Genomic DNA, 17996 nt, shown 5'->3' on the forward strand with positions numbered 1-17996 from the left:
TACTGTTATTTCACGAATCTGAACCGGAGGATGCCGCATTCCCGGTGCTTCACCGGCCCAGCGCCGCCTTGATTCCACGCAATTCCAAAGCCACCATCCCACCGCAGCAGAAGAGAACAACAGCAGCCACCAGCGTCGGCAAGGCGAAGCTCCCGGTCCGCTCCGCAAGCCATCCGGCCACCAGCGGCCCGACGATCTGGCCGACGCCGAAGGCAGCGGTCATTAAGGCGAGCGCTCGGCGCGGGCTTTCGGGCGCCAGTTGCCGGCCGATCTGCAGACCGTAGGCGGTGATCATCATGAAGGTGGCGCCAAGCATCAGCCCGCCGGCGAGCGGCGCGACGGGCAAGGGCAGACTGACCGTCAGCACGAGTCCGGCCGCCTCGACCAGCAAGCCGGCGGCATAGACACCGGCGAGGCCGAAGCGCGGCACGGCGTATCGCCATAGATGCACCGAAAGCGCGGCGCTGATGCCCGTCAGCAGCCAGGCGAGGAACTCGACGCCGTGGCCGCCGCTCGCATCTCGCGCCATCGCGACGAGGAAGGTGGCGGTGATCACGTAGCCGAAACCGAAGAAGCCGTAGGTTAGCGTCATGACCTTCAGCGGCCGCGTCCATACGAGCGGCGCCTCCGGCCGGCCGCCATTGGCGGATTGATGAGTGCCTGGCAGCAGCGCGACCACCAGAATTGTGCCAGCGAGCGCAACAAGCGCGCCGGTGAACCAATCGGCCTGCGACACCGAGAAGCCCGCGACACCCGCAAGCGGCGCCACCCAGACGGCAATCGAGGAAAGCGCGATGCCGAAGCCGACGCCGCCGAAATGCACCGACGGTACATGCTCCGATCTGGCGGCGAGCCCCTGCCCCAGCACGATTCCCGAGACGAAGATCATCGCGAACGCGCTCGCAAGTCCCGCCAGGAAACGGATGATGCAAAAGGCCAGCACGGACGAGGTGAGCCCCATGACTGCAAGCAACAGCGTCGTTGCGGCGAGCGCGGCAAGGCCGATCAAGCGTTCGCGGCCATGCGCCCAGCCATACGCGGCGAGCACCGCGCCCGCGAGATAGCCGATGAAATTCGCCGAGGCGATCAGTCCGGCATCGCCCGGCGAAAGCCCGGCATCCGTCATCATGGCCGGCAGGATCGGAGTATAGGAGAAGCGCCCGAAGCCCATGGCCACCGCCATGGCAACTGCACCGGCGACGGCGGTGGCGGCAAGATTGACGCTTGGAAGGGAACTGCCGGCTACCCGTGGTTCGTCCCTCGCATGCCGCCTCCCCTGATGCGTCTCGATGCCGTCGGCGGCACCGGATCGCTGCGAGCCGGCATTCTCGCTATCCTGCGGTCTGTGAAGCGTGCCCATCTGTCCCTTATTGCATCGCAACAACAGGGCGACAAATCATTATAATTGAACGAACTATCGACGGAATCGAACGATCAGCCGCGGTGACGAGGTCGCAACGTCACTCGGAGCCCGCGTCAGGCCGGGAGCGTGACGACAAGCGGGCCGCCACGCGTCACGACGACCGTGTGCTCGTATTGCACGGTCGGGGCGCGCGGCTCGCTGTAGAGCGTCCACTCGTCGTCGCCGCTCTCGGCCCAGTGCGCGCCCATCGACAGGAACGGCTCGACGGTGAAAACCATGCCCTCGGCCATGCGCCGCCGCTCGGACGGGTCAGGCCAGGTGGCGATCTCGCCCGGCTCCTCGTGCAGCGAGCGGCCGATGCCGTGACTCGCCAGATTGGTGACGAGCGAATAACGGTTCTTGCGGGCGAACTCGCCAATGGCATTGCCGATCGCGGCCAGCGATTGACCCGGCCGGACCTGCTTCAGACCCACCCACATGGCGCGCTTGCCGTCGCGGCAGAGCCGGTCGATCTCGGTCGTCACCGGCGGTACCGGAAAGGACGCGCCGGTATCGGCGAAGATGCCGTCCTTTTCCGCCGAAACGTCGATATTGACGAGATCGCCGGGCTGAATGACCCGGCCACCCGGAATGCCGTGCGCGATCTCCTCGTTGACGCTGATGCAGGTCGCCCCGGGGAACTTGTAGCAGAGCTCGGGTGCCGAGCGCGCGCCCGCATCCTCCAGCACCTTGCGGCCGATCGCGTCGAGCTCCGCCGTGGTCATGCCGGGCTCGAGGGCTTCGCCCATCGCCTGGAGCGCGTTGGCGCAGATGCGACCGATTTCCTTGAGCCGCTCGAGGTCTTCGTCGTTGTTGAGGGTCATGATGTCTCGCTTTCGCGGCCTCATGTAGCGTGCCGGCGTGCGAGATACCAGTGTCGACCGGCGACGGTCAGACGCCGGATGCCTGCGGCTGGCCCTCTTCCGCCAGCATCTCGCGGACCAACGGCGCCACCTTGGTGCCGTAAAGCTCGATCCCGCGCATGATCTGGTCGTGCGGCATCAGGCCGATCGCCATCTGCAGGAGGAAGCGGTCATTGCGGAACAGCCGTTGGTGCGCCACGATCTTCTGTGCGACCGTTTCCGGATCGCCGATGAAGAGATTTCCAGTCGGGCTGCGCGCCTGGTCATAGTGGGCGCGGTTCGTGGGTCCCCAACCGCGTTCGCGGCCGATGCGATTCATCACCTCCGCCTGCGGTCCGTAGAACTTGTCAGCAGCCTTTTCCGTCGTGTCGGCGATGAAGCCATGCACGTTGATACTCGTCTTGAGCTTCGAGGCATCCTGACCGCTGCGGCGCGCGGCCTCGCGGTAAAGATCGAACAACGGAGCAAATCGGCGCGGTTCCCCGCCGATGATCGCGAGCGCCATCGGCAAACCGAGCGCACCGGCACGCGCAACCGATTGCGGCGTGCCGCCGACGGCGATCCAGAGCGGCAATGGGTTCTGCAGCGGCCGCGGATAGACGCCGCGGTCGTTGATCGGCGGACGCAGCTCGCCCGACCAGGTGATCTTCTCGCTGTCGCGCAGCGCTAGCAGGAGCTCCAGCTTCTCGGCAAAAAGCTGGTCGTAGTCGTCGAGCGACTGGCCGAAGAGCGGGAAGGATTCGATGAAAGAGCCACGCCCGGCCATGATCTCGGCACGGCCGTTGCAGATGAGATCGAGCGTCGCGAACTGCTGAAAGACGCGAACCGGCTCGTCGGAGCTCAGCACCGTCACCGCGCTCGTCAGTCGAATCCGGCTCGTGCGCGCCGCGGCCGCCGCAAGGATCACCGCCGGCGCCGAGGCCGCATAGTCGGGCCGATGATGCTCGCCGAGGCCGAAAACATCGAGACCGACCTGATCGGCAAGCTCGATCTCCTCGAGGAGATTGGCCAGACGCCGGTGGCCCTCCGCTCCCTTGTCGGCCGCATTCGGATCGACGTCGGCGAATGTATAGAGTCCGAGTTCCATGATTTGCTTCCTGCTATCGTTCCGCCAGAGATAATCGGGGCGCGATCGGGCCGCAAATGCGCCTTTGGGAAACACACCGTTTCCAACGGCCATCCGGTTCAAGAAGCTCTTCAAGAGCTCTTCGGTCTCTTCTGAGAACGGGCGGCTCGCGCCGACGTGTTCAGTACCACGGCGGCGCGGATGAGCGCCTTCAACGCCTCTTCGTCGATCTTGTCGCCCTCATGAATATCGATGGCACGCCTGGTATTGCCTTCGAGGCTGGAGTTGAAGAGGCCTGAAGGGTCTTCCAACGAGGCGCCTTTGGCGAAGGTCATCTTCACGACATTCTTGTAGGTCTCACCCGTGCAGATGATTCCGGCATGCGACCACACCGGAACCCCTCTCCACTTCCACTCCTCGACCACTTCGGGATCGGCCTGTTTGATGAGAGCTCGGATGTGGGCGAGCGTCTCGCCGCGCCAATCGCCGAGCTCGTTGATTCTCGCGTCTATCAGCCGAGAAGGAGAACCCTCTTCCATTGAGCCGCTCTTCGATGTCGCCGCTTCCTTCATGGTCGTTGTCTCTCCCTTCACTCGGGTATCGTCAGTCGCCGTTTGGCGTCACAGTACAGTATTCGACGCGCTGGGTTGGGACTTCACGGCTGGCGCGCCCGCTCACGCGACGCACGCACCTCGCCGCTTCCCACTCACAATTTTTCGCCGGGCAATTGGCTGGCCTGCTTCACCCAGTCGGCGAACTGAACCTCGTCGAGTTGGCCCTCATGGATGTCGAGGTATCGTACTTCCGGGTGCTTGGACGCCCCGGCTGGGACAGGGCGCAGCGATGTGCCGCGGAAGAACGTCACTTTGACGTACTTCGTGAAACAATGAAAGCTGAGGAACCAACCCTCGCCCTCGATGCCGTAGAAGGGCGAGTTCCATTTGACCGCCTTGTGCACATCGGGGACAGTGCGCACGATGATCTCGTCGAGGCGGCGGCCGAGGTCGCTCTTCCAGCCCGGCATCGCCGCGATGTAGGCCTGCACCGGGGCGTCACCATAGCCCTTCGCTATCTGAGGATTGCCGCCCGAGAGGAGGACAGGCTCCGCGGCGGCCTGCTTTGGAGCGGCCTTCGTTGCAACCGTCCCCGACTTCTTTGGTGTCTTGCCGGTCATCGCCTTCACTCCATTGAACCGGCAGGTCGCCCGCTGCGCCAGCTAATAGCATACGGCAACACGAACATGTACAGGCCGGTGAACAGCAGAAGGAAGAGCGGGAGCAGTGGCGAATAGACCACCCAGGCGGGAGGCTCGCCCAGTCCCATGGCGAGGAAGTTGGCGATCACGGTCATCGTGAAAAGGATAGACAACCAGCGGTGGAATTGTCGCACCCACATGTTCCAATTCATGAGGATCTCCTATCGGATGTATCGAAGCGGATCGCCACCTTATTGGCCCCTTGGACAACGCCGGCAGACGTCAGTCCATCCGCGCCAAAACCTGCTCCAGCTTTTCAAGGAATTGCTGCCATCCCGCCTTGGCACCGCCGTAGGCCTGCCGCTGATCCGGCCGGAAGCCCGACTGCTCCATGCGCAGCTGCGTCCCGGTGCTCGTTGGGGTGAGTGTAAAAGTCACCACACTCTTCAGGTCGAAGGCGGCATCCTCGTGGGTGAAATTCCAAGTGTAGGTCAGCTTTCTGTTCGGCTCTATGGCGAGGACCTCGCAGTCCAATACTCCGCCCCAGTCTCCGCGAAGATTGAAACGGTGCCCTACGACAGGCTTGAAATCGCTTTTCATCAGCCACTCCTCGATCAGGTGTGGTTGGGTGAGCGCGCGCCAGATCTTCTCCGGCGGATGAGGGATTTCACGCTCGACGACGACGGAGCGCGTTTCGGTCGGCGTATCGTTCATTGGTCCATCCTTTTCAGTAGGTCTTCGAGATCGTCGAAACGGCTCTGCCAGAACCCGGCCATCTGGCTCGTCCAATCGAGCAAAGGGGCAAGAGCGCCGAGTTGCGCGCTATAATATGTGTGGCGACCTTCGTGACGATCGCGCACCAACCCGGCCTCCTTCAAGAGCCCGAGATGTTTCGAGACGACCGGTTGCGAGACCCCGGCCCGAGCGGTCAGAGCTCCAACCGTCCTCTCTCCTTCGCGGCACAGTCGCTCAAAGAGAGCCCGCCGAGTGGGATCGGCAAGCGTCCTGAAGAGCATATCATGAGCATTCGACATCGGGATCAATACCCTGCTGGCTATTGATCGACCTATAGCTTCTGAGCTATGCGTGAGTCAAGCAGAGCCCGATCCTTATTGATCCTCTTCACAGGAACCAGTGTTAGCGGCGAGAGATCCGTTGTATATCTGATTACAGCGGCACAATTCGGGCGCCAGAGTGAACGCAATGCTCACGCCCGTGAGCGACGGCACTCGTGAAGACGTCCGCGCAGACCATAGTTAGACGGCTATGCATTATGATTGCTATCGTGATGTAGTGGTGACGCGCGTGCCGTCGCTCGGCACGCGACGTCGAGCTGGCTCCAGCTCAGCGGGTAGGACGCAAAGGAAACCGCAACACTTAGGCCGCGATCAACGTCCGCTTCACTGCACTGCGCCAACCTTTGAGCTTAACCTTACGCGTCGCCTCGTCCATTCGCGGCTCGAAGCGCCGGTCGCAGGCCCAGGACTTGGCAAACTCTTGCCTGTTCGGCCAGACGCCGGCGCGGCTTCCAGCAAGCCAGGCGACGCCGAGCGCAGTCGTTTCGAGGATGACCGGGCGGTCGACGGGAGCGTCGAGCAGGTCTGCTAGGCGCTGCATCGTCCAGTCGGAGGCGACCATGCCGCCGTCGACGCGCAGCACCGTTTCCTTGCCGTTGCTGCGCCAATCCTTGTACATGGCCTCCAGGAGATCGCGGGTCTGGTAGCAGACGGCTTCGAGCGCCGCACGAGCGAATTCCGCCGGACCCGTGTTGCGCGTCATGCCGAAGATCGCGCCTCGCGCATCCGGGTCCCAATGCGGCGCGCCGAGACCGGTGAAGGCGGGCACGAGATAGACCTCCTGCGACGGATCGGCGCTTTCGGCAAGCGTGCCGGTATCGGGTGCCGCCTTGATCACCTTTAGCCCATCGCGCAGCCATTGCACGGCAGCACCTGCGACGAAGATCGAGCCTTCGAGCGCATAGGTGGTCTTGCCGTCAAGGCGATAGGCGATGGTGGTGAGCAGGCGGTTCTTCGAGCGGACCATGTCCTTGCCGGTGTTAAGCAGCGCGAAACAGCCGGTGCCATAAGTGGATTTCATCATGCCCGGCTCGAAACAGGCCTGACCGATCGTCGCCGCCTGCTGGTCGCCGGCGACGCCGAGGATCGGGATCGCGGCGCCGAAAAGCGATGGATCGGTGATGCCGAAATCTGCCGCGCAGTCCTTGACCTCCGGCAGCATCGCCTTAGGCACGCGAAGGATGTCTGTGAGTTCGTCGTCCCAGGCATTCTCGGCAATGTTGTAGAGGAGCGTGCGCGAAGCATTGGTCGCGTCCGTGGCGAAGGACTTGCCGCCCGTGAGCCGCCAGATGAGGAAGGTGTCGATGGTTCCGAAGCAGAGCTCGCCCTTCGCCGCTCGCGCCTGCGCCCCCTTCACGTTGCTGAGCAGCCAATTGAGCTTCGTTCCGGAGAAATAAGGGTCGAGCAGCAGGCCGGTCTTCTTGACGAAGGTCTTTTCCAGCCCCTTCTTCTTGAGCTTGTCGCAAAAAGAAGCGGTGCGGCGATCCTGCCAGACGATCGCATTGTGGATCGGCTTACCGGTGTCGCGCTCCCATACGACCACCGTCTCGCGCTGGTTGGTGATGCCGATGGCGGCGATATCGCTCGCCGAAATACCGGCCGTAGCGATCGCCTCCTTAATCGTGAAGATCACCGTCTGCCAGATCTCCTCCGGGTCGTGCTCGACCCAGCCGGATTTCGGAAAGTGCTGCTTGAACTCCTTTTGGCCGATGCCCGCGATTTTCTGTTTGCCGTCGAAGACGATTGCCCGGGTCGACGTCGTGCCCTGATCGATCGCGAGAATATATCCGCCCATATGCCCCTCCTCGGCACGCTACTCCAAAAGGGCGGAACGGAATGCGAGCGGAAGACCGCGCCGCGCTTTCCTCACTCCACCCCTTTCGCCCTTCCTCAAGGGCGACATTCGGAAGACTTGAATACGATGGAAAAACGAATGTCAAACGAAAACAAAACGCAACTCTCTCCAGGCGCTCCCGCGAGGGCTGACTCTGCGTCGTCGGCCCGAAAAACACAATTGTCACCGCCGCGCTTTTGCGCGTAGGCTGAGGCTGTTGCGTCGCAAAACGAGGCGAACGGGATGACGAACGTGGGCCGCTTTCGCCCGCCTCCCGCTTCGGCGAATGCGGTCGGCGCGAAGGGAGAGCGAGAATGACGAAAACTGCAGTGATAACGGGTTCGACGAGCGGCATCGGGCTGGCGATCGCCAGGGCTTTTGCCGGTACCGGCGCCAATATCGTGCTCAACGGCTTCGGAACGGCGGACGAGATCAGGACGGTGACGGACGAGGTCGCGGGTCTCGGCAACGGCACCGTGCTCTACCACCCCGCCGACATGGCGAAGCCGGACGAGATCGCCGATCTGATGGCCACAGCCGCTTCGCGCTTCGGCGGCATCGACATCCTCGTCAACAATGCCGGCGTGCAGTTCGTCGAAAAGATCGAGGATTTCCCGGTCGAGCAGTGGGACCGGATCATCGCCATCAATCTCTCCTCCTCCTTCCACACGATTCGCGCCGCCATTCCGGCGATGAAGAAGAAAAGCTGGGGGCGCATCATCAATATCGCCTCCGCGCACGGACTCGTCGCCTCGCCTTTCAAGTCCGCCTATGTCGCGGCCAAGCATGGTATCATGGGCTTGACGAAGACCGTGGCGCTGGAGGTGGCTGAAAACGGCATCACCGTAAACTCGATCTGCCCCGGCTACGTGCTGACGCCGCTCGTCGAAAAGCAGATACCGGACCAGGCGAGAACCCGCGGCATCACCGAGGAGCAGGTGATCAACGAGGTGATGCTCAAGGGCCAGCCGACGAAGAAGTTCATAACGGTCGAACAGGTCGCGTCGCTGGCGCTCTATCTTGCAAGTGACGACGCCGCCCAGATCACCGGCACGCATGTCTCCATGGATGGCGGCTGGACGGCGCAATAACCGGAGGTTTGAAAGGAAGGGCATGGCACAGGAATCCGGCAGCATCCGCTTCATTCTGAACGATACGGAGGTCGCCCTTTCCGAAGTCGCGCCGACTGCCACATTGCTCGATTATCTGAGGCTCGAGCATCGCCTCACCGGCACCAAGGAGGGCTGCGCCGAAGGCGACTGCGGCGCCTGCACAGTGCTGGTCGGCCGGCTTGTACGTGACGGCCGCGGGGAAGAGGGTCTCGTCTACGAAAGCGTCAATGCCTGCATCCGCTTCATAGGCTCGCTGAATGCCACGCATGTCGTGACCGTCGAGCATCTGGCCGCCAAGGACGGCACGCTCCATCCGGTGCAGCAGGCGATGGTGGATTTCCACGGATCGCAATGCGGCTTCTGCACGCCGGGCTTCGTCATGTCGCTCTACGGCCTGTGGCTCACCAACGATAATCCGAGCCGCGCGGCGATCGAGAAGGCGCTGCAGGGCAATCTCTGTCGCTGCACCGGTTATGAGCCAATCATCCGCGCGGCCGAAGCGGCCGCCAGGGAACGGCCTTCGGCGCTCTTCGATCCGATCACGCGAACGCGCGAGGCGGTCACTGCCCGGCTGGAGGCCCTGCGGCAGACAGAAACGATCGTCATCAGCAAGGGCGAGGACTGCCTGATCCTACCCGTCGACGCAACCGACCTCGCGCGCGTGCTTGCCGAACATCCGGATGCGACGATTGTCGCCGGCTCGACCGATGTCGGGCTTTGGGTGACGAAGCAGATGCGCTCGCTCAACCCCGTAATCTTCATCGGCGGCATTGCGGAACTGCAGCGCATCGAGAGCTCGGAGGCGGGCCTGACGATTGGCGCCGGGGTCAGCTATACGGCTGCACGTGATGCGCTTTCCGCCGCTTACCCCACGCTTGGCTGTCTGATCGACCGCATCGGCGGCGACCAGATTCGCAACATGGGCACGATCGGCGGCAATATCGCCAACGGCTCTCCGATCGGCGACAGCCCACCGCCGCTGATCGCGCTCGGCGCGACTGTAACCCTGCGCTTGAAGGACAGCACGCGCTCGCTGCCGCTCGAGGACTTCTTCATCGCCTATGGCAGACAGGACCGCAAACCGGGCGAGTTCGTCGAGAGCGTCTTCGTTCCGGCGCTCCACGCGGGCCAGCATTTCGCCGCCTATAAGGTCACGAAGCGCCGCGACGAAGATATCTCTGCCCTGCTCGGCGCCTTCCGGATTTCCCTCGACGGAGACCGGGTGAAGACCGCCCGCATCGCCTTCGGCGGCATGGCGGCGACGCCGAAGCGAGCGAAGGCCGTGGAGGCGGCGCTGATCGGCCAGCCCTGGACCGAGGATACGATACGCAAAGCGCAAGCCGCCTTCGAGGCCGATTACCAGCCGATCACTGACTGGCGCGCGACCGCCGCCTATCGCCTGCTCGCGGCGAAGAACCTGCTGATGCGTTTCTTCCTGGAAAGCACCGGAGAGATAGTACAGTTGCAGCGGTTCGAGGAGGTCGCATGAGCGTGCATCGCTTGAGATTGCCCCTCTCCTCGGGTTTAACCCGAGGACTAGCCCTCTCCCCGCAGGCGAGGAGAGGGAATGAAGGCGACGCCGCGAGTCCCTTCGCCCCGCTTGCGGGGAGAAGGTGGCCGGCAGGCCGGATGAGGGGCATTTTCTTCGAAAGGAGGCCCCCACATGGATAAGTCCGCCTTCGAAGACCGCACGACCATCACCGGCCCGATGCATGCGCCGTTAAAACACGACAGCGCGCACAAGCATGTGGCCGGAACCGCCGACTATATCGACGACATGCCGGAACCCGCCGGCACCTTGCACGCCGCGCTCGGCCTCACCGATCGGGCGCATGCCGAAATCGTGGAAGTGGACCTCTCGGCTGTCGCCGCTGTCCCCGGCGTCGTCTGCGTACTCACCGCCAGGGACATGCCGCATTCCAACGACATCAGCCCAACCCATCTGCACGACGAGCCGGTGCTCGCGGACGGCCGGGTGCAGTTCCATGGGCAACCGGCCTTTGCGGTGATTGCCGAGACGCGCGATATCGCGCGCCGCGCCGCGCGGCTCGCCAGGATCACCTATCGCGACTTGCCAACCGTGATCGATGTCGTCGACGCGATGGCGACAGGCGGCGAGTTTGTCACGCCGCCGCTGACGCTCCAACGCGGCGACGCGGAAGGCGCGTTGGAGCGCTCCCCGCGCCGGCTGAAGGGGAAGATGCGGATCGGCGGCCAAGAGCACTTCTACCTGGAAGGACATATCGCGCTCGCGGTCCCCGGCGAGGATGACGAGATGACCGTCTGGGTCTCGACGCAGCATCCGAGCGAGATCCAGCGCATGGTGGCGCAGGTGCTCGGCGTGCCCGTAAATGCCGTCACGGTCAATGTCCGCAGAATGGGCGGCGGCTTCGGCGGCAAGGAAACGCAGGGCAACCAGTTCGCGGCACTCGCCGCTGTCGCCGCGCGCAAGCTCCGTCGTGCCGTGAAGTTCCGCCCGGATCGCGACGACGACATGACCGCCACCGGCAAGCGCCACGACTTCCTCGTCGACTATGATGTCGGCTTCGATGACGACGGGCACATTCTGGCGGTCCATGCGAATTATGCCGCGCGCTGCGGCTTTTCCGCCGATCTCTCGGGCCCCGTCACCGACCGCGCCCTCTTCCATGCGGACAATGCCTATTTCTATCCGAATGTGAAGCTGACCTCCGAGCCGCTGAAGACGAACACGGTATCGAACACCGCCTTCCGCGGCTTCGGCGGGCCGCAGGGCATGGTGGGCGGCGAGCGGATCATCGAGGAGATCGCCTATGCGCTCGGCAAGGACCCGCTCGACATCCGCAAGCTGAACTTTTACGGCGACGGGGATTCGGGCCGGGACGTCACGCCCTATCACCAGAAGGTCGAGGACAACATCATCCGCCGCATCGTCGACGAACTGGAGGCGAGCGCCGACTATCAGGCCCGCCGGGCGGCAATCATCGAGTTCAACAGATCGAACCGGGTGATCCGCAAGGGCATAGCCCTGACGCCGGTAAAATTCGGCATCTCCTTCACACTCACCCATCTCAACCAGGCCGGCGCCCTCGTCCACATCTACACGGACGGCTCGATCCATCTCAATCACGGCGGCACCGAGATGGGCCAGGGTGTCTACACCAAGGTGGCGCAGGTCCTCGCCGACAGTTTCCAGATCGATGTCGATCGGGTGAAGATTACCGCGACGACGACCGGAAAAGTGCCGAACACCTCGGCCACTGCCGCCTCGTCCGGCTCCGACCTCAACGGCATGGCCGCCTTCGATGCCGCCCGGCAGATCAAGGAACGGCTCGTCGCCTTTGCCGCGGAGCGCTGGCAGACGACGGCAGAGAACGTCTCTTTCGTGCCCAACCACGTCAAGATCGGCGAAGAGCTCGTGCCCTTCGCGGAACTCATCCGCCAGGCCTATGCGGCGCGCGTACAGCTTTCCGCCGCCGGCTTCTACGCGACGCCGAAAATCCACTGGGACCGCGCCACCGGCCGCGGCACGCCCTTCTATTATTTCGCCTATGGTGCGGCCGTTTCCGAAGTCTCCATCGATACGTTGACAGGAGAATATCTGGTCGACCGCGTTGACGTGCTGCACGACGTCGGCCGCTCCCTCAATCCGGCGATCGACCTCGGCCAGATCGAAGGCGGTTTCGTGCAGGGTATGGGCTGGCTGACGACGGAGGAGCTCTGGTGGGATGAGAAGGGGCGCTTGAGGACGCATGCCCCCTCCACCTACAAGATCCCTCTTGCCTCGGATCGGCCTAAGATCTTCAACGTGCGCCTCGCCGAGTGGTCACAAAACGTCGAAAAAACGATCGGCCGGTCGAAGGCGGTGGGAGAGCCGCCGCTCATGCTGCCGATCTCGGTTCTCGAGGCTCTGTCGATGGCTGTCGCCAGCGTCGCCGATTATCGCGAATGCCCCCGCCTCGATACGCCGGCGACGCCGGAACGGATCTTGATGGCGGTGGAACGGTTAAGACAGATTTGAGCTTGCCGGCCCTTACAGCGCCGTGCGTCTTTTCAGACGCACAAAGGACGCTGGAGCACTTTGAATTGCTGCATGTTTTTGTCATTAAATCCGGTATGATTTAAGGAAACATACAGTAGCCCCGCTTGCGGGGAGAAAGTGCCGGCAGGCGGATGAGGGGCGGCGGACGCGAACGTAGCCACGCACAGCCCTATTGAAACATCTCATCCTCGTGCCGCGGCTCGCCCCAATCCATGAAACCCAAGTCTCTTTTCATGTAATCAGAGAGCGCGTCGACATCCAGCCGCGAGTGCCTCGAGCGCATGAGCGCGCGTGCGGCGGAAACGAGCCAGGAAACCGGCTCGAACGCGGAAAGAGGTTTTCTTTCAGTGGTTTCCAATATATCGCAGGCCATCTGAGCACCCTTTGTAAGCGGTGAAGTTGACTTGCAGGATGCCGGGAAAGATGCTCGAATTCCAATCGAACATCCGTCTGTATGCATCAAGAGAACTTATCCATGAAGATGTCGAAGCAGTTTCCGCTGAATGCGCTCAGGGTCTTCGAGGCGGCCGCCCGGCTCGGCAGTTTCACCAAGGCGGGCGACGAGCTCGGCATGACCCAGACGGCGGTCAGCTATCAGATCAAGCTGATCGAGGAGAATATCGGCGAGCCGCTGTTCCTGAGGCGTCCGCGGCAGGTCACGCTGACGGAGGTTGGCAAGCACTTGGCACCGAAGGTGACGGAAGCCTTCGAGATGCTGCAGGAAGCGGTCGCCTCGGCGCGTGGGGAGACTGAAGCGGCGCTGCTCATCAACTCGACAGCAACTTTCGCCTCGCAATGGCTCGCTCGAGAAATCGGCACGTTCCAACTCGCGCATCCAAATATCGCCGTTCGTCTGGTGGCGAACGATGCGATCATCGATTTCAACAAGGAGGCGGTCGACGTCGCGATCCGCTCCGGCAAGGGCGACTGGCCAGGCCTCATAAGCCATCGCCTGATGCGGGTGGAGTTCACCCCAATGCTCAGCCCGGCCCTTGCGGAAACGATCGGGGGCGTGCGCACGCCGCGAGACCTGCTGAAGCTCCGCATCATCGACCCTCGGGATCCCTGGTGGGCCTTGTGGTTTCGCGCCGCCGGCGTGGAGGATCCCGATCTGGCCGGACGTCCGGCCAGCCGGCTCGGCGCCCAGGCCTTCGAGGCTCGGGCGGCGGTGGCCGGCCAGGGCGTCGCGATCCTGATGCCTGAATTCTATAGTGACGACGTGGCCCTCGGCAGGCTTTACCAGCCATTCGATCTGCGTTGCAACGACGGCCACGATTACTGGCTCGTCTACCCGCACGCTCGCCGCAACACCCCGAAGATCCGCGCTTTCCGTGACTGGATTCTTAGCAAGCTCAATCCGGAAGCTCCTGAAGGCCCTCACTGAAAATCGACTTGGAGGATCTCACTCTACCCTTTGGACAAGATCGGCTCGCCGGTAGAGCCGGCGCCGAATGGAGCGAGCGATGAAATCGCCCCTTCCCCGTTCCCGTTTTTTTTCGCAAGGTTGCGGCAACGGAGAAAAAGGGGCTCTGAATGTACGAATTCGCCATTGCCTGGGAGTGGCTGGCCTTTGCCGTCCGCTGGCTGCATGTCGTCACCGCAATCGCCTGGATCGGCTCGTCCTTCTATTTCATCGCTCTCGACCTCGGCCTCGTGAAGCGCGACCACCTGCCGGCGGGCGCCTATGGCGAGGAATGGCAGGTCCATGGCGGCGGCTTCTACCATATCCAGAAATACCTGGTGGCGCCGGCCACCATGCCGGAGCACCTCACCTGGTTCAAATGGGAGTCCTATTCCACTTGGCTCTCGGGCTTCGCGATGCTCTGCATCGTCTATTATGGCGGCGCCGACCTCTTCCTGATCGATCGCCACGTGCTGGACATTTCGGCGACGACCGCGATCCTGATCTCGCTCGCCTCGCTCGGCCTCGGCTGGGTCCTTTATGATCTCCTCTGCAAGTCGCCGATCGGCAGGAACACCTGGGGGCTGATGGCGCTGCTCTACATCGTGCTCGTCGCCATGGCCTGGGGCTACACCCAGGTTTTCACGGGCCGCGCTGCTTTCCTGCATCTCGGCGCCTTCACCGCGACGATCATGTCGGCCAACGTCTTCTTCATCATCATTCCCAACCAGAAGATCGTCGTCGCCGACCTGATCGCAGGGCGCACGCCCGATCCGAAGCTCGGCGCGCAGGCCAAGCAGCGTTCGCTGCACAACAACTACCTGACGCTGCCCGTTATCTTCTTCATGCTGTCGAACCACTATCCTCTCGCCTTCGCGACGGCCTTCAACTGGATCATCGCAGCGCTGGTATTCCTGATGGGAGTCACAATCCGCCACTGGTTCAACACCACGCATGCGCGCAAGGGCAAGCCCACCTGGACTTGGGCTGTCACCGCGATCCTCTTCATCCTGATCATGTGGCTTTCGACAGCACCGAAGGTCCTCACAGGCGCGGCACAGGCCGAGGCGGCGCCGGCGTTCAGACGCTTTGCCGAGAACGCCCATTTCCCGGCGGTGAGGGATATGATTTCAACCCGCTGCAGCATGTGCCACGCAGCCGAACCCGCTTATGAAGGCATAGCGCGTCCGCCGAATGGCGTCATACTCGAGAGCAATGCCGAGATTGCCGCGCGAGCGCGCGAAATCTATATCCAGGCCGGGCGCAGCCATGCCATGCCGCCCGGCAACATAACCGATATGACGGCGCAAGAACGCAGGCTTGTGGCGGCCTGGTACGAAAGCGCCGTCAGGGAGACACGATGACATCCACCCTGATCCGCGGCCGCCTCTTGAGCTTCCATCGGGAGCCCCAGAGCATCGACGACAATGCCGCCTACGCCTACGAGAGCGATGGCGCCCTTCTTATCGAAGACGGGGTGATCAGGGCCGCCGGCCCCTACGCAACGGTGAAGACGGCAGCGCCTCAGGATGTCTCGGAAATCGACCACCGCCCGCATCTCATAATGCCGGGATTCATCGATACGCATCTGCATTTTCCGCAGATGCAGGTGATGGCCTCCTATGCGGCCGATCTGCTCGAATGGCTGAACACCTACACCTTTCCGGAGGAATGCCGCTTCGTCGAAACGGCGCATGCCGAGCGGATCGCCGTCCGCTTCTTCGACGAGATGGTCCGCCACGGCACGACGACAGCGGCCGCTTATTGCTCGGTACATAAGACCTCCGCCGACGCCTTTTTCGCCGAGAGCCTGAAGCGCGGCATGTGCATGGTCGCGGGCAAGGTGATGATGGACCGCAATGCGCCGCAGGGGCTGCTCGACACGCCCGAGATGAGCTATGACGAGACCCGCGCTGTCATCGCGGACTGGCACGGCAAGGGCCGCAATCACGTGGCTATCACCCCGCGTTTCGCAATCACCTCGACGCCGGAGCAGATGGAGGTCGCGAAATCACTTGTCCGCGAGTTCCCCAACCTGCATGTGCAGACGCATCTCTCCGAGAACCGCGATGAGATCAGCTACACTTGCGAGCTCTATCCGCAAGCGAAGGACTATACCGACGTCTATGCCCGCTACGGCCTGCTCGGGCCGAAAAGTCTTTTTGGCCATTGCATCCACCTCTCCGAGCGGGAGGCGGACGCCATGAGCGAGACCGGCTCCGTCGCCGTCTTCTGTCCGACATCCAATCTCTTCCTCGGTTCCGGCCTGTTTCCGCTGCGCGCGCTGACGCGGCGGGAGAAACCCGTGCGCGTCTCCGTCGCCTCCGACATCGGCGGCGGCACGAGCTATTCGATGCTGAAGACGCTCGATGAGGCCTACAAGATCCTGCAGTTGCAGGGCGAGCGCCTGAACCCCTTCGACAGCTTTTATCTGATGACCCGCGGCAATGCCGAAGCGCTCGCGCTCGTCGACCGCATCGGCACGCTGCAGCCAGGCAGCGATGCCGACCTCGTGGTGCTCGACATGGCGGCGACGCCAGCTATGGCGCTTCGCGCCGAAGTGGTCAATTCACTGGCCGACGAGCTGTTCCTCCTCCAGACGATGGGCGATGACCGTGCGGTCGTCGAGACCTATGTGGCCGGCAAGCCCTCGAAATCCGTCCTCCGCGCCGCCTGAGTAGGAAAAAGAGAAGAGGTCAATTTTTTTGACCTCTTCTTCCCGCAGCTATTACAAGGCTTTTGAAAACATGATATGGGCTCGGCAATCGTTCACTTGATGGGGCCGATCCATGACGCAGATCCTCGAAATCCGCGACCTCAAGGCGCTTGCCAAACGGCGCGTCCCGAAGCTCTTCTTCGACTATGCCGATAGCGGCGCCTGGACGGAGGGAACCTACCGGGCCAACGAGGAGGATTTTTCGAAGATCAAGCTGCGCCAGCGCGTTCTGGTCGATATGACCAATCGCTCGCTCGAGACGACGATGATCGGCCAAGAAGTGTCGATGCCTGTCGCCCTCGCCCCGACCGGCTTGACCGGCATGCAGCACGCTGACGGCGAGATGCTGGCGGCGCAGGCGGCGGAAGCCTATGGCGTCCCTTTCACGCTCTCGACAATGAGCATCTGCTCGATCGAGGACGTCGCCTCGGTCACCACGAAGCCCTTCTGGTTTCAGCTCTATGTCATGCGAGAGCGCGGCTTCGTGCTTGACCTCATCGACCGGGCGAAGGCAGCGAAATGCTCCGCACTCGTGCTCACGCTGGATCTCCAGATTCTCGGGCAGCGCCACAAGGATCTCCGCAACGGGTTGTCGGCGCCGCCACGCCTGACGCCGAAGCATCTGTGGATGATGGCGACACGGCCTCGCTGGTGCATGAGGATGCTTGGCACCAAGCGGCGCACTTTCCGCAACATCGTCGGCCACGCAAAGGGCGTCACCGAGCTTTCCTCGCTCCATTCCTGGACTGCCGAGCAGTTCGATCCGCAGCTCTCCTGGAAGGATGTCGAGTGGATCAAGGAGCGCTGGGGCGGCCCGCTCATCCTCAAGGGCATTCTGGATGTCGAGGATGCGAAGATCGCGGCAAAGACCGGCGCTGATGCGATCGTGGTTTCGAATCACGGCGGGCGTCAGCTCGACGGCGCCCCCTCCTCCATCAGCATGCTGCCGCGCATCGTCGACGCGGTCGGCGGTGAGATCGAGGTCCATCTCGACGGCGGCATCCGCTCTGGCCAGGATGTCTTGAAGGCGGTAGCGCTTGGCGCCAAGGGCACCTTCATCGGCCGTCCCTTCCTTTACGGCTTGGGCGCGATGGGCAAGGAAGGCGTGACACTGGCGCTCGACATCATCCGTAAGGAGATGGACATCACCATGGCGCTCTGCGGCAAGCGCCGCATCGCCGATGTCAGCCGTGACATCATTGCCGACTACGCAATGTGATTGGCAGCAACGGGCGCGACGCGTCTATTGCATGTTTCCTTAAATCGTAGCCGATTCAAGGACAAAAACCTGCAGCAATTCAAAGTGCTA

At 62.7% G+C, this 17996-nt stretch carries 16 protein-coding genes; 7 read left to right on the top strand and 9 right to left on the bottom strand.

Annotated features, from left to right (window positions below; all coding sequences use genetic code 11):
- Window positions 1–49: 49 nt before the first annotated feature.
- The 9 genes from AYK65_RS11780 to glpK all read right to left on the bottom strand — a co-directional run bounded on the left by AYK65_RS11780 (window position 50) and on the right by glpK (window position 7397).
- Window positions 50–1360: an MFS transporter gene (locus AYK65_RS11780; RefSeq protein ID WP_081158462.1), complete on the bottom strand. Its 1311-nt coding sequence runs from the start codon at window positions 1358–1360 to the stop codon at window positions 50–52.
- Between the two features lie 116 nt (window positions 1361–1476).
- Window positions 1477–2226: a type I methionyl aminopeptidase gene (gene map / locus AYK65_RS11785; protein ID WP_081158464.1), complete on the bottom strand. Its 750-nt coding sequence runs from the start codon at window positions 2224–2226 to the stop codon at window positions 1477–1479.
- A gap of 67 nt (window positions 2227–2293) precedes the next feature.
- Entirely contained in the window at window positions 2294–3352 is a 1059-nt protein-coding gene (locus tag AYK65_RS11790; protein ID WP_081158589.1) for an LLM class flavin-dependent oxidoreductase, read from the bottom strand.
- Window positions 3353–3462: 110 nt separating this feature from the next.
- Window positions 3463–3924, bottom strand: coding sequence for a DUF1801 domain-containing protein (locus AYK65_RS11795; RefSeq protein ID WP_420810243.1), 462 nt, complete (start codon window positions 3922–3924; stop codon window positions 3463–3465).
- A gap of 113 nt (window positions 3925–4037) precedes the next feature.
- Complete coding sequence (locus tag AYK65_RS11800) at window positions 4038–4505, bottom strand: DUF1801 domain-containing protein (RefSeq protein WP_081158468.1); 468 nt, start codon at window positions 4503–4505, stop codon at window positions 4038–4040.
- A gap of 5 nt (window positions 4506–4510) precedes the next feature.
- Entirely contained in the window at window positions 4511–4738 is a 228-nt protein-coding gene (locus AYK65_RS11805) for a hypothetical protein (protein ID WP_081158470.1), read from the bottom strand.
- A gap of 70 nt (window positions 4739–4808) precedes the next feature.
- A complete protein-coding gene (locus AYK65_RS11810) occupies window positions 4809–5240 on the bottom strand; it encodes an SRPBCC family protein (RefSeq protein WP_081158472.1) in 432 nt (143 codons plus the stop codon).
- Window positions 5237–5560, bottom strand: a complete 324-nt coding sequence (locus AYK65_RS11815; RefSeq protein ID WP_026618009.1) for an ArsR/SmtB family transcription factor — start codon at window positions 5558–5560, stop codon at window positions 5237–5239. The genes AYK65_RS11810 and AYK65_RS11815 overlap by 4 nt, the downstream gene beginning before the upstream one ends.
- A 343-nt stretch (window positions 5561–5903) precedes the next feature.
- Window positions 5904–7397, bottom strand: a complete 1494-nt coding sequence (gene glpK / locus AYK65_RS11820) for a glycerol kinase GlpK (protein WP_046118588.1) — start codon at window positions 7395–7397, stop codon at window positions 5904–5906.
- Between the two features lie 353 nt (window positions 7398–7750).
- On the opposite strand from glpK, the gene AYK65_RS11825 reads away from it, so the two are divergent.
- From AYK65_RS11825 to AYK65_RS11860, 7 genes are all read left to right on the top strand, one after another.
- Window positions 7751–8527, top strand: coding sequence for a 3-hydroxybutyrate dehydrogenase (locus tag AYK65_RS11825; RefSeq protein ID WP_081158474.1), 777 nt, complete (start codon window positions 7751–7753; stop codon window positions 8525–8527).
- A 22-nt stretch (window positions 8528–8549) separates the two neighbouring features.
- On the top strand, window positions 8550–10037 hold the full coding sequence (xdhA, locus tag AYK65_RS11830) for a xanthine dehydrogenase small subunit (RefSeq protein ID WP_081158476.1): 1488 nt from the start codon (window positions 8550–8552) through the stop codon (window positions 10035–10037).
- 174 nt (window positions 10038–10211) lie between these two features.
- Window positions 10212–12548, top strand: coding sequence for a xanthine dehydrogenase molybdopterin binding subunit (gene xdhB, locus AYK65_RS11835; protein WP_081158478.1), 2337 nt, complete (start codon window positions 10212–10214; stop codon window positions 12546–12548).
- A gap of 496 nt (window positions 12549–13044) precedes the next feature.
- Complete coding sequence (locus AYK65_RS11845; RefSeq protein WP_081158591.1) at window positions 13045–13953, top strand: LysR substrate-binding domain-containing protein; 909 nt, start codon at window positions 13045–13047, stop codon at window positions 13951–13953.
- 149 nt (window positions 13954–14102) lie between these two features.
- Window positions 14103–15335 (top strand): urate hydroxylase PuuD, encoded by a 1233-nt coding sequence (locus AYK65_RS11850; RefSeq protein ID WP_026618016.1) that lies wholly within the window; start codon window positions 14103–14105, stop codon window positions 15333–15335.
- On the top strand, window positions 15332–16648 hold the full coding sequence (gene guaD / locus AYK65_RS11855) for a guanine deaminase (protein WP_081158482.1): 1317 nt from the start codon (window positions 15332–15334) through the stop codon (window positions 16646–16648). Before AYK65_RS11850 ends, guaD begins: the two co-directional genes overlap by 4 nt.
- A gap of 112 nt (window positions 16649–16760) precedes the next feature.
- Window positions 16761–17906, top strand: a complete 1146-nt coding sequence (locus tag AYK65_RS11860) for an alpha-hydroxy acid oxidase (protein ID WP_046118585.1) — start codon at window positions 16761–16763, stop codon at window positions 17904–17906.
- Window positions 17907–17996 lie beyond the last annotated feature (90 nt).

The sequence above is a fragment of the Ensifer aridi genome (assembly GCF_002078505.1).
Lineage (GTDB): Bacteria > Pseudomonadota > Alphaproteobacteria > Rhizobiales > Rhizobiaceae > Sinorhizobium > Sinorhizobium aridi.